This is a genomic window from Saprospiraceae bacterium, assembly GCA_016713025.1.
Taxonomy (GTDB): domain Bacteria; phylum Bacteroidota; class Bacteroidia; order Chitinophagales; family Saprospiraceae; genus OLB9.
This window is the reverse complement of sequence record JADJPZ010000004.1, coordinates 3,778,234-3,790,523: the sequence shown is the minus strand read 5'-3', so window position 1 is coordinate 3,790,523 and position 12,290 is coordinate 3,778,234. Positions and strand designations below refer to the sequence as shown.

Below are 12,290 nucleotides of genomic sequence, written 5' to 3'. Positions count from 1 at the left end.
AACCAAACTTTGATTAACCACAAATGTGTCTGCGGAGCACTGAACCGCCACTTTTGCCAAACCCGTGTTATAGGGCGTTTTTCTTTGTGTCATTGATTTTCTGTTCTATATATATTAAATCTTTGTCGTTGTCCGATGCTCCTTTTTGTTTTTTAATTTGTCTTGTTTTTTGGTAGCAGTTTAAAGCTTTATTGAAAAGTTTTTCTTTTGAATAAATGTCGCCAAGAGTTAGCCACAAAAAATCTGTCATTGGAAATTTCGTTAGAATGTCCAGTAGATATTTCTCTGCTTCATTAAACCTTCCTGATTGATGAAGATATTGTGCTTTCATTGACATTCCTTGAGCAGGATTAATTTCTTCCGAAATCAATTTGTCTGAATAGAATATTGCTTTGTCAACGTTGCCTATGAAATAATATGATTTAGAAATATTTACTAAAGCTGTTGCATCTTTCGGATTGGCACTTAAAACAATTTCAAAACTTTTTACAGCTTCATTAAACCTGTGAATTTGATAGTTGCACATTGCATAATTGAAATGCTCATTAATGGATAATGACGAATAGGTAAGTAGCAGTTTGTAAATGTCAGCAGAAAATTCAAATAGCTGATTTTGCACAAAAGCAGGAAGTAAGTTTTTTGAATTTGTATGTAAACTTTTCTTCTGTGGGGTTAACTGAAAGCATTTTAAAATGCATTGTGATGCTTCACTAATATCTCCAGTTTCCACTAATGCGTTAGCAAGGTTCATTAATGCTCCGCTGTTTTCAGGGTCGATTTCAACTGCTCGAAGCAAACAAGTTTTAGCATCTGCATTATTGTCAAGTTCTAAGTAAATTGCACCTAAATTGTTTAATGCTGTCGAACTATATTGATACAAGTAAACAGCTTTCTTAGTTGCTTCTAAAGCATTTTGAAGATTACCTAACTCATATTCTAATCGTCCTTTTTGAGACCAAGCTGAATAATGGTCAGGTTGATGACTTAAATATTTGTCAATTGCCCTAAGTGCTTCTTTGTTTTCCCCAATTGCTGACAAAGAACGAGAGAGAATGTATAATTCTTCTAACTTATCGTCTCGTGTAATAATTTGCTTTGGTATTTCTATTCCTTCGCTTTTCGAAACTTTATCCAAGTCCTTGAATAGTTCTTGAAATTGCTGGTATCGTTTAGAAAGGTCTTTTTCAAGACATTTTTTACAAATTTCAAAAAGTGGATGATTGATTGTCTTAACGGGTTCACTTAAATGAACTTGTCTTATGTCAGGACTTGACATTACATAAGGATAAGCACCTTTTGTGATTAGCTGATACAATACAATTCCAAAACTATAAATGTCGCTTCTATGGTCAATGCTGTCTGGGCGGAAAATTTGTTCTGGTGAGTAATACATAGGCGTTCCACCACCAACTTTCTCATCATTCAAGTAAGATTTTGAAAGTCCAAAGTCAGTTATCTTTAGATTTAATTCTTTATCAATAAGAATATTGTCGGGTTTGATGTCCGAATGGGCTATCATTCCCTTTCCAAGACAATGGTTCATTCCATACGAAAATTGCACAGCCCACTTAATAATTAAATGAAGTGGTAAATTTTTTCCAATATAATTTGTTAGTCTGTTTTCTCCGTTTTCATTGCCTTCAACAAATTCCGCAGCAACAAATATTTTTCCGTCAAATTTTTCCGCAAAAAGTGTCTTGACGATATTTTGATGCACACCAAAAGAAGTCCAGTTTTTCGCTTCGGTAAAGAATAGTTCTTCAAGATGTGGTTTAATGTCTTGGTAGCTTTTTAAAACAAATGGAAATCCGATACCTTGTTTCTCCACAAGAAATACGTGTCCCATTGCACCACCAAATTGTTGCAATACTTTATATTCTCCACCTATGTATTTTGTCGTTTCTGTCATTGTTGGTGTGTCGTCTTAAAATGCCCTATAACTATTTAATATGCGAAACTCCTTTTGACCAAACCCACTCATAACTCATTGATTTTCTGCTCATATTAAATATATAAATATACGAATGTTTGTTAATGATTTGTAAATTTTCTAACCGTTATTTAACGTTTATTATACGTTTGTACACGGCTTTGCCTACTCTATCTCCGTTTTTGATTAGCTTTATCATCACTGTATTTCTGTCCGTCACCTTACTATTGCCAAAAGTAAGGAGAATCAATCTGTTTTCCAAATTTTTATTGAATATGTTTCTGCTTCTCTATTTTTTTACATATATCAGATTCAACGTTATATATGGTTTGCTGAAATTCACAAAAATAAAACTATTCAACGTTGTCAATTTACATGTACCTACGATCCGGAAGTGCCCACGACATCAATATGTTGAAGGAGACCAATTATAACTAAAAAGCCTTGAATCACAAATATATGACTCAAGGCTTTTGAAAAAATGAAATCTTCTCTGACTTATCTGACAATCAATTATTTTGGTAACAAAACGTCACCGATCACATGGATCCATCCATTGGAAGTCTGGATAGATGCCACGATTTCACTGCCGTTGACTGATGTTTTTCCATCTTTGACAGTGATATTTACTTTTTTGCCATTGACTTGCTCGTACGATTGGCCATCCTGAAAGTAGTCCGGTCTCAGTGCACCTACATATGTGTGATATTCCAGAATGTTGACCAGATCAGGCTTCTTTTCAGGTTTCAGGAGTCCGTCTACGGTGCCTGCCGGAAGTTTTTCAAAAGCTGCATTGGTCGGTGCAAATACTGTAAATGGACCGGCATTGGACAGTGCATCTACCAGTCCACCTGCTTTGACAGCTGCCACCAGGGTAGTATGATCTTTACTGCCTACAGCCACCTGTACAATGTTAGGATTGGAGACTTCGTCTTTTACATTGGATTGGCCTACTCCATCCGCAGCAGCCGTTACTTCTGATGCGGCAGGTGCAGCGGATTCAGATGAGGATGATTTGCATGATACAAATGCAAATACAACAATTACAAGAAAGGTTTGAATAATTCGTGTCATGATTTTTAAAATTTAATGCCACAAAGTAATTCAGAATCATAAAGTTAATTTATGAGCACAATCATAAAAGTAAAGATAAACTAAGCTTTTTTGTAGTAAAAGAGAAGCAAAAGCAGGCTGGATAGCATCACAAGACTGATTCCGAATAATGTTTCGTTGAGATATGGTATCAGGACATATACAAAAGAAGCTACGCCTTGTACCATGAGTACCAACTCATTGGCAAAAACACCGATACTGAAAACGATCAATGACATCACGGCAACTTTATTTTGACTGATATAATTATTCAGAAGCAAATACCCCAACAAAAACAAAGTGGTAAATGCCAGCAATACCAGATGAAGGTATGCAATCACTATCGATCTGAATCCAAAAGCCAATTTACTGATTTCAGGAAATACACTGCCTGCCTGTAGCAAAAGTTTTATGATCAAGGCAAAAAAGGCCAATCCTAACAACCATTGTACGGATTTCGGCCATGTAGTTTTTATATGACCAAGATGTGCCATGACTTTTTTTACGATCAGGGACAATCCCCAAAGTTGGAGTAATACAGCCGCTACAGGTAGTATATACAAATACCAAGGGAGTTTGGCCCATAGTATCGAAAGAAAGTAAGCAGGAATACAGGCTATAAAAAATGTTTTAAACAGCTTTGAGTCGTATGAAAAAGAAGGAAATTCTGAAAATTTATCCATTATAAGTCCGATGATAGCAAAGAAAAACCATCCGCTATACTGAAAATGAAGATAAAAATATACTGAGCCGAGATAAGCATGCTGGTTGATGTTTTTTGTCACCATCATATATGCCAGATAAAAGGTTCCGAGTGATGACAAAACATTAAACAGCAATGCAGCCTTAAACCAATCCTTGGATGGATGGTCAGGCATATTCATCAGATCTTTAATGTATTGATAAGCAAAACCATAACCTATGACGATAGATAAGGTAGAAAAAGTGATGGAGACAGCACCGTACCCTTGCAAAGTAAATGAAATCATCATACCTGCAGCACATAGAAGATTGGCCAACAACAGACGAAAATAAACGGTCTGATTTTTTATATGATTTCTAAGAAATAAAACCATCAATGTATACAGGATATGAGTCACCCAACCTGAAAAAGCATAATGTGAATGTGCATGAAGCAAATTTTTTTGGCTGAAAAAAGGAAACTCAAATCCTATTTTGTACCTCATCAACGCACCGACAAGGGCAACGATAGTGAGATTTATGATGCCCGCTTTGATAAAAAAATCCTTTTTGCTTTGTTCCATTATTTTTAATAATACAATTTACGTCTTCTGATCTCTACCTTTCCATCTTCTTCCATTTTGATCAGGGTCCTGATGACTGTTTCCACCCGCAATCCCAGAAAATCAGCCATCTGTTGCCGTGTATATGGGATCAGGATTTTAACATGGTTTTGGTTCTGATCTTATATTTAAATCCAATCACAGAGCTTATTACTAAATGTTATTAAAAGGCACAAAAATAATACTCTTATGCTTTTGAATTTTATGCGTCAGATCATGAAAACCTACATAATATCTACTCTCTTTAGCTAAAAGTCTCATTTAGGTCCACTTTGTTAAAATTTCATTTGAATTGAAAATGCCTTTATTGGGGCCACTAAGAACAAAATAACAAAATTAATATTTAATATATATAAATATATAAACAATTTATAATGTGTTACATACGTATATGAAATATTATTTTTTTTAATTTTTATTTTTTATGAAAATAATTACCTAAGTATTTTTATAGTGGATATATTTGTCCATTATTTATAACTCTCTAAATCAAAGTATTATGTTAACAAAATTTTTTTCTCGAATTCTTTTTATTCTCAGCATTGTTACTATAGTTATCCTTCCGTCCTGCAAAAAAGATATTACGGACGAGGAGGTCCCTTTATTCAAAACCGTAAATCAGTTTGATTATCAGGTGGTACATCAATGGAATAGCGTATGGTTGGACATTGAAAGACATGCCGCCGGATACAGACCTGGACCGGTTTCCAATTCATTGGGTTACGTAGGGCTAGCAAATTATGAAGCAACAGTAGCGGGTATGCCCGAGTATGCTTCACTTGCCCATCTTTATCCGGGATTAAAACTTCCCAATATTAACCTGAATCAAGAGTATCACTGGCCAACTGTGGTGAACGCTGTCAACAATTATTTACTAAGCAGGTTATTTCCGGATGTAGCTCCTTCCCAATATAATAAAATAAAGGCGTTGTCTGATCAAAATGAAAAACAATTCCTGAGTGAAACCAATCAGGAAGTATTTTTGAGATCTAAAAATCATGGTGAGGTCGTTGCTTCTGCTGTCTGGGAATTTATGAAAACAGATGAAGCTACTTTTGACAAATATAAGAATGTTTTTGAAGATTATAAATGGGAAACCAAGTTTAAGAAAAACGGAGACTGGAGGGCAACTTATCCCGGGCCTGGTGCGGGAATGTTTCCATACTGGGGCAAAGGAAGAACGATGGCTATAAATGCCGACTTAAAAATTTGTCGTCCTTTCACATCATATGCTCCATTTAGTGAAGATACTAAATCAGGATTTTACGCTCAGGCTATTGAGGTTATGGCCCAAAACACCCCATCATTATCTTATCAGACAGAGTGGTTAGGAGAGTTTTGGAGTGACGATTTATTGGGTTTGACTTTCAGTCCGCCATCCAGATGGATAGCCATAGCAGATCAGGTTTATATTAATGAAAAAGCAAATCTGGAACAAGCTATTGTCGCCAATGCTAAAGTGGGTATTGCCCTGCATGATGCAGGCATAGGCTGTTGGAATTCAAAATATCACTATAATCTTGAAAGGCCCCAAACTTATATTAACAGGCTTATCGACCCTAGCTGGAAGCCCAATTTGGATAATCCACTTACAGGTGATAAAGGTATTACTCCATCTTTTCCGGCATATCCATCAGGACACGCTACTTTTGGAGCCGCTTCAGCTGAAGCCCTTGCGAGTGTTTTTGGTTACAGCTATGGAATGACTGATAATTGTCATAAAAACCGGCCGGAATTCAGTGGATATCCACGCACTTTCAGCAGTTTTTATGACATGGCTTTGGAAAATGCATGGTCTCGGGTACCTCTTGGTGTACACTTCAGAATGGATGCTGAAGAGGGCGTAAGATATGGTACCGAAATAGGCAGAACGGTAAATAAGTTGCCCTGGAAAAAATAAAGATCATATAAAAAGCTACTAATCCCCTTGAACCGTATTTAAGTGTTCACTTATAATGGCATCACGTTAAGGCGTGATGCCTGAATTTGTTATATCTCTTCTTTTCTATTTAAACAAATTTATTTTTTAACCTTTAAAATTATCAAGATGGACAATCAGCATTCTTCTTCTACAAGTATGAGTTACATAATGAACACTAAAAACTGGTGGGCACCTTTGACTTTTATACTTATCATCAGTCTATTAGGGGTAGGTATGATAGGATTTCAAACTTATATCGATGCCCCACCGATGGCTGGATTTAATGATGAAAAAAATAATTTGGTTTTTGATCAGAAAACTATTGAACGAGGTCAGGAGGTCTTCCATAAATATGCATTGATGGAATATGGTAGTTTCTTTGGGGACGGCGCACAACGAGGACCTGATTTTACCGCTGAAGCTTTACATCAGATGAATGTAGGCATGGTTGAATACTATAGTAATGAGTTTAAAACTGTAAAAGGTACCAATCCCGATCAGTTTGAGATATCGCAAATAAATGAAAAAGTAAAGCAGGAACTTAAGGTCAATAGATATGATAAATCTACCGACCTAGTATTACTGACCCCTGCACAAGTCTATGCACATCAGAAGGTGCAAAATTATTATACTAATATATTCATCAATCAAAAAGGAGCGGCGGGTTCTCTTCCTTCCGGATATATCAAAGACCCTCAGGAAATCAACGATTTGAGTTCTTTTTTCTTTTGGGGAGCATGGGTTTGCGTAACAGAAAGGCCGGGAGCCAAATATAGTTATACACATAATTGGCCTTTTGACCCATCTGCCGGAAATTCCCCGACATCTCCTGTAATATTATGGAGTGTACTGGGCTTGTTGGCATTTGTTTTGATGTGTGGTATAGTACTTTATTTTATTGGTCAGTATAATCAACTTCCCAATAAATTTTTCAAACCCGCTACTAAAGATTTATTTTCTGCAGAAAGGGTAAAAGCTTTTTCTCCAACCCCTACTCAAAAAGCCACATTTAAATTCTTTTTTGTAGCCATTCTTTTATTTTTCATTCAGGTATCAAGCGGCCTGATTACACTCAACGACTTTGTCAATTGGCTTGGATTTTTTGGTATCGAAATAAATAATAGTTTTCCTGTCACTATTTCGAGAAGCTGGCATTTAATGTTATCGTTGTACTGGATTTCTACATGCTGGATAGCATCTTCTATTTTTATTTTGCCGATATTGGCCAAAAAGGAAATTGCGGGCCAATTACGATTAATCAATACTTTGTTTGTACTTCTTTTTATTCTCGTTGGTGGATCTCTCACAGGAATGGTTTTAGGCCCGTTAGGACTGATGGGTGAATGGTGGTACTGGTTGGGACATCAGGGTTGGGAGTTTGTAGATTTCGGAAAAGGGTTCCAGGTTTTATTAATGGGTATTTTTATATTATGGATGATAGTTGTTTATCGAGGGATAAAACCAGCACTTATCAAAAAGGAACCATGGAATTTGCCCAACTGGATTCTTTATTCTGTTATTGGAATTCCATTACTTTTTCTATCTGGATTTGTAGCCAAACCCGAAACCAACTTTGTTATCGCCGACTTCTGGAGATGGATGGTCATTCACATGTGGGTGGAAGCATTTTTCGAAGTATTCATCACTGTGATTGTAAGTTACCTTATGGTCCTCATGGGTCTTGTGAGTAGACAGGCTGCTATAAGAGTAGTTTATTTTGCTACAATATTATTTTTAGGTACAGGCTTGTTGGGTATATCACATAACTTCTACTGGAATGCCAAACCAGTAGCAACTATGGCACTCGGTAGTGTATTCTCCACTCTGCAGTTTGTTCCTTTGATACTATTGACAGTTGAAGCCTGGAGATTCAAAAATATGCCCAGATTAGCTGTTGGAGATGTCGAACACAAAAATCTGGGAAATTTTGGTTTTCCGGAAGTATTCCTTTTCCTGATTGCGGTCAATTTCTGGAACTTCTTTGGTGCCGGCGTTTTGGGTATTATTATTAATTTGCCGATTATGAATTACTTTGAACATGGAACATATCTGACTGTAAATCATGCACATGCTGCGCTGATGGGAGTGTATGGCAATATTTCTCTGGCAGCTCTTATATTTGCTTCCAGGCTCATGATCAAAGAACAATATTGGAATAAAAAGGTAGTCAACTTCTCATTCTGGTCGATCAACGTCGGTTTAATGCTGATGGTACTGCTGGACTTGTTTCCAGCCGGATCAATTCAATTTAAAGCTGTTGTGGAGCAAGGACTTTGGTATGGCAGATCACACGAATTCGTAGATTATGGTTTCTTCAATAGCCTGACATGGATGAGAGGTATTGGTGCTTCTGTATTCTTCTTCGGCGGTGTCTTACCTTTAACTTGGTTTATTGTTTCAAGGATCAGATCTCTCAAGCCGACTATTGATACCATAGAGCAAATGGATCCAATAATAGAAGTTCCGAAAGTACCTGAGATTTTAGAACCAGAATTAGTACAATAGAGATTTTAGAATGTTATTATAGATAGCTGTCAAAGTATTTTGGCAGCTATTTTTTTATACCCTTAAAAATGTTTCGCCATCCTGATATCCTTTCATCAAATCATTCAGGCTTGTGTTTTCAAAAATATGAAGTAATTTTTCTTTAACCGGTTTGTATTTATAGTGAAATGGACATGGCTGTATATCTGAGCACTCAGTAAGACCTAAACTACAACGATTTAATACATCTCCTTCGAATGCTTCAACTATTTTTTTCAGTTTTATACCTTCCAGATTGACAGCATCTACTTCAAATCCCCCTCCAGGACCTTTTACAGAACGTATGATTTTGTTTTTTACAAGTTTTTGCAGAATTTTGGATGTGAAAGATTCTGGAGACTGGATTTTTTGGGCAACATCTATGATACTAACCCTCTTTCCTATGATCGTTTGGGAAGCAATATAAATTGTCGCACGAATGGCATACTCACATGTTTTTGAAAACATACTTTTAGTTAAATTTAGACGGCAAAAATAACTATTTACTTTAGATTGTATGAGTTAATCACATTTATCCGACTAAAAATCAAATGTATGTATATCATTGACAAGATTCATTACCTAAATATGAGATCTATATTTTCACTTTTAATAGTGAGATCTACATATGAGTTTGTGGATTTTTCAAGATCTCCTAAAGTTGGTGTTCCGTTTCTAAAGTGCTGAATAAAATATTTTCCACTGTATCCCAATTTTGAAAGTATGGTTCCCATCTCTTGAATATCTGTTTGGTCAAGTAAGGCTGAATGTACAGTAGTCCTGACTTCATATTGAATATCTGATTGTAACAAGATGTCAAGACTTGCCATAAATTCCGAATAAAAATCCGCTTTCGTGATTTGAAACATTTTTGCTTTGGTGGCCTTAAAATCCAATGCTACGTAATCGATCAGTTGGTTGTTGATCAGGTCTTTCAGAATTTCAGGTTTGCTCCCATTGGTATCAATCTTGACTAAATATCCTAAAGACTTAATCTCTCCAATAATATCTTTTATTCCATCACTTAAGAGGCATTCTCCTCCGCTCATTACTACTGCATCCAGTAAATGCTGTCGCGATATGAGAAATTTTCTTATATCCTCAAATGTATATTTCCCCTTTCCGGTTACGATTTCCGGATTGTAGCAATAACTACATCGCATATTACACCCTGCAAACCATAAAATACAGGCCGCCTTATCGGGATAATCCAGCAATGTAAAAGAGGAAATGCTATAGATTAATTTCCTGTGCAGGCTGCTCTTTGAAATATATTCTTTGTTTGTGTTCACCTTTTTTGCCTATGTTAAAACTTTCTACCGGCCTGTGATACCCCATCACACGGGTATATACAAGACATTTGGTCCTTTTTTCGTTGTGGGTTTCCAATGAGGAATTACATTTTGTCGAATTCATATTTTTGAGTATTTATTTGTTGGAGTAATAAATCGTCACATTTTGGGCAATATTCATGCTCTCCGCTTAGATATCCGTGTATGGGGCAAATGCTGAATACAGGCGTTACCGTGATATAAGGCAGCCGGAAGTTGGTGATTACTTTTTTAATAAAATTCCTACAGGCTTCTGCATTATTTATTTTTTCGCTCATATACAGATGCAGCACCGTGCCACCCGTGTATTTGCATTGCAGATTGTCCTGAAGCAACAGGGCTTCAAAAGGATCTTCCGTATAATCTACCGGCAACTGTGAACTATTGGTGTAGTAAATATTTCCGTTTGAACCCGCCTGAATGATATCCGGAAATCTTTTAATATCTTCCTTTGCAAACCGGTAAGTGGTGCCTTCGGCAGGAGTAGCTTCCAGATTATATAAATTGCCGGTTTCTTCCTGATATGTTTTTAGCTTGAGGCGAATATGATCCAATATATCTTCAGCAAACGATATGCCTTTTTCTGAGCTAATATCGTATTTATTCTGCGTGAAATTGAGAATCATTTCATTCATTCCATTGACGCCTATGGTTGAGAAATGGTTTTTAAATCCGGGCAAATATCTTTGTGTATATGGATAAAGCCCACTGTCAAACATTTCCTGAATAAAAATCCTTTTCTTTTCAAGCGTAGATTTTGCTAAATTCAGGAGTTCATCGAGTTTGGCGTATAGTTTTACTTTGTTGCCGGAGTAGAGATACCCTAGTCTGGCCATATTGATCGTGACGACACCGATGCTCCCTGTCATCTCAGCGCTTCCAAATAGTCCATTCCCTCGTTTTAGCAATTCTCTGAGATCGAGTTGCAATCTGCAACACATACTTCGTACCGCATTGGGTTTATAGGCAAGAGGGTTTTCGGTTTTATGGCCGTTTTCATCACGTAGGTATTGACTCCCTACAAAATTCTGAAAATAAGATGATCCTATCCGGGCAGTATTTTCAAAAAGCAGCTCAGTGTTTTCCCCATACCAGTCAAAATCTTCTGTAATATTGACCGTAGGAATCGGAAATGTAAACGGCTGTCCATTGGCATCACCTTCTGTCATGACCTGATAAAATGCCTTATTGATCAGATTCATTTCCTGCTGAAAATGTTTGTAACACATATCTGAAGGTCGCACAGCTCCTCTTTCTTTTATCCTGACTATGAAGGCATCAGCAGTGACGTGCTCAAATAGATGCCTGTCTTTCCTGGCCGGAAACTGTTCTTTAAGATCATCGGGTACGACCCAGTCCAAGGTGATATTGGTAAAGGGAGACTGACCCCATCTGGCAGGTACGTTGAGATTATACACAAAACTTCTGACGGCTTTCAGTACGTCTGCGTAGGATAAATTATCCTTGAAAACGTACGGAGCAAGATAGGTATCAAAAGAACTGAAAGCCTGTGCCCCGGCCCATTCGCTTTGCAGGATACCCAAAAAATTGGCCATTTGACCCAGCGCTTCTCTGAAGTGATTGGGTGGGCGACTTTCGACTCTGCCTCTCACACCATTAAATCCTTCATTGAGGAGGACTCGCAGGCTCCATCCGGCACAATAACCGGTCAGACAATCGAGATCATGAATGTGAAGATCCCCGTTTCTATGGGCATATCCTTCTTCTGAAGAATAGATTTTATCCAGCCAGAAATTTGCAATGATTTTACCGGAAATATTATTGACCAATCCGGCATTGGAGTACGAGGTATTTGCATTGGCGTTGATTCTCCAGTCGCTTCTGTGTATATACTCCTCTACGGTTTGTGTGCTGTCGATATAGGTTGTATCATCACGTAGTCCTTTGTCGTGTTCTCTTTGCATCTTTCTGGTATGCCTGTACAGCATAAAACTCTTCATCACATCAAAGTATCGACTGTCATACAGTGCTTTTTCGATGGTATCCTGTATTTCTTCCACAGAGATGACCGTCACCGAACCTATTAAAATATTGACTCTTTCAAAGATTTCTTCGGTGTATGTTACCGAAACACTTTCAAAGGCTTTTTGAATAGCGTCTTTGATTTTATATGCTTCAAATAACTTATAATCTCCGTTTCTCTTGATCACAAACCGCTCCATTCCTCA

Annotated in this window: 10 protein-coding genes; 2 read left to right on the top strand and 8 right to left on the bottom strand. The window is 37.1% G+C overall.

Going from position 1 to position 12,290, the window contains the following annotated elements; translation table 11 throughout:
• Positions 1 to 67 precede the first annotated feature (67 nt).
• The 4 genes from IPK35_22405 to IPK35_22390 form a co-directional block, all read right to left on the bottom strand.
• Positions 68 to 1,909: a tetratricopeptide repeat protein gene (locus IPK35_22405; protein MBK8055943.1), complete on the bottom strand. Its 1,842-nt coding sequence runs from the start codon at positions 1,907 to 1,909 to the stop codon at positions 68 to 70.
• 534 nt (positions 1,910 to 2,443) lie between these two features.
• Positions 2,444 to 3,004, bottom strand: a complete 561-nt coding sequence (locus IPK35_22400; GenBank protein MBK8055942.1) for a fasciclin domain-containing protein — start codon at positions 3,002 to 3,004, stop codon at positions 2,444 to 2,446.
• Between the two features lie 80 nt (positions 3,005 to 3,084).
• Positions 3,085 to 4,287, bottom strand: coding sequence for a hypothetical protein (locus IPK35_22395; GenBank protein ID MBK8055941.1), 1,203 nt, complete (start codon positions 4,285 to 4,287; stop codon positions 3,085 to 3,087).
• Positions 4,288 to 4,292: 5 nt separating this feature from the next.
• Positions 4,293 to 4,397, bottom strand: coding sequence for a hypothetical protein (locus tag IPK35_22390; protein ID MBK8055940.1), 105 nt, complete (start codon positions 4,395 to 4,397; stop codon positions 4,293 to 4,295).
• A gap of 428 nt (positions 4,398 to 4,825) precedes the next feature.
• Here IPK35_22390 and IPK35_22385 point away from each other — a divergent pair, with 428 nt between their 5' ends.
• Together IPK35_22385 and IPK35_22380 are read left to right on the top strand one after the other, a co-directional pair.
• On the top strand, positions 4,826 to 6,226 hold the full coding sequence (locus IPK35_22385; GenBank protein MBK8055939.1) for a vanadium-dependent haloperoxidase: 1,401 nt from the start codon (positions 4,826 to 4,828) through the stop codon (positions 6,224 to 6,226).
• Between the two features lie 147 nt (positions 6,227 to 6,373).
• Positions 6,374 to 8,752 (top strand): cbb3-type cytochrome c oxidase subunit I, encoded by a 2,379-nt coding sequence (locus IPK35_22380; GenBank protein MBK8055938.1) that lies wholly within the window; start codon positions 6,374 to 6,376, stop codon positions 8,750 to 8,752.
• Between the two features lie 54 nt (positions 8,753 to 8,806).
• On the opposite strand, the gene IPK35_22375 is transcribed toward IPK35_22380, so the two are convergent.
• The 4 genes from IPK35_22375 to IPK35_22360 all read right to left on the bottom strand — a co-directional run bounded on the left by IPK35_22375 (position 8,807) and on the right by IPK35_22360 (position 12,284).
• Complete coding sequence (locus IPK35_22375) at positions 8,807 to 9,238, bottom strand: Rrf2 family transcriptional regulator (GenBank protein MBK8055937.1); 432 nt, start codon at positions 9,236 to 9,238, stop codon at positions 8,807 to 8,809.
• 110 nt (positions 9,239 to 9,348) lie between these two features.
• Positions 9,349 to 10,026 (bottom strand): anaerobic ribonucleoside-triphosphate reductase activating protein, encoded by a 678-nt coding sequence (locus IPK35_22370; GenBank protein MBK8055936.1) that lies wholly within the window; start codon positions 10,024 to 10,026, stop codon positions 9,349 to 9,351.
• Positions 10,004 to 10,186, bottom strand: a complete 183-nt coding sequence (locus tag IPK35_22365) for a hypothetical protein (protein MBK8055935.1) — start codon at positions 10,184 to 10,186, stop codon at positions 10,004 to 10,006. The genes IPK35_22370 and IPK35_22365 overlap by 23 nt, the downstream gene beginning before the upstream one ends.
• Positions 10,167 to 12,284 carry a ribonucleoside triphosphate reductase gene (locus IPK35_22360; protein ID MBK8055934.1) on the bottom strand — a complete coding sequence of 706 codons (2,118 nt, stop codon included), beginning with the start codon at positions 12,282 to 12,284 and terminating at the stop codon, positions 10,167 to 10,169. The genes IPK35_22365 and IPK35_22360 overlap by 20 nt, the downstream gene beginning before the upstream one ends.
• Positions 12,285 to 12,290 lie beyond the last annotated feature (6 nt).

Excerpts from the sequence above, each read along its gene's own strand:
- IPK35_22400 (MBK8055942.1), bottom strand. The coding sequence starts at position 3,004 with ATGACACGAATTATTCAAACCTTTCTTGTAATTGTTGTATTTGCATTT.
- IPK35_22385 (MBK8055939.1), top strand. The coding sequence starts at position 4,826 with ATGTTAACAAAATTTTTTTCTCGAATTCTTTTTATTCTCAGCATTGTT.
- IPK35_22360 (MBK8055934.1), bottom strand. The coding sequence starts at position 12,284 with ATGGAGCGGTTTGTGATCAAGAGAAACGGAGATTATAAGTTATTTGAA.
- IPK35_22390 (MBK8055940.1), bottom strand. The coding sequence starts at position 4,397 with ATGGCTGATTTTCTGGGATTGCGGGTGGAAACAGTCATCAGGACCCTG.
- IPK35_22365 (MBK8055935.1), bottom strand. The coding sequence starts at position 10,186 with ATGAATTCGACAAAATGTAATTCCTCATTGGAAACCCACAACGAAAAA.
- IPK35_22375 (MBK8055937.1), bottom strand. The coding sequence starts at position 9,238 with ATGTTTTCAAAAACATGTGAGTATGCCATTCGTGCGACAATTTATATT.
- IPK35_22380 (MBK8055938.1), top strand. The coding sequence starts at position 6,374 with ATGGACAATCAGCATTCTTCTTCTACAAGTATGAGTTACATAATGAAC.
- IPK35_22395 (MBK8055941.1), bottom strand. The coding sequence starts at position 4,287 with ATGGAACAAAGCAAAAAGGATTTTTTTATCAAAGCGGGCATCATAAAT.
- IPK35_22405 (MBK8055943.1), bottom strand. The coding sequence starts at position 1,909 with ATGACAGAAACGACAAAATACATAGGTGGAGAATATAAAGTATTGCAA.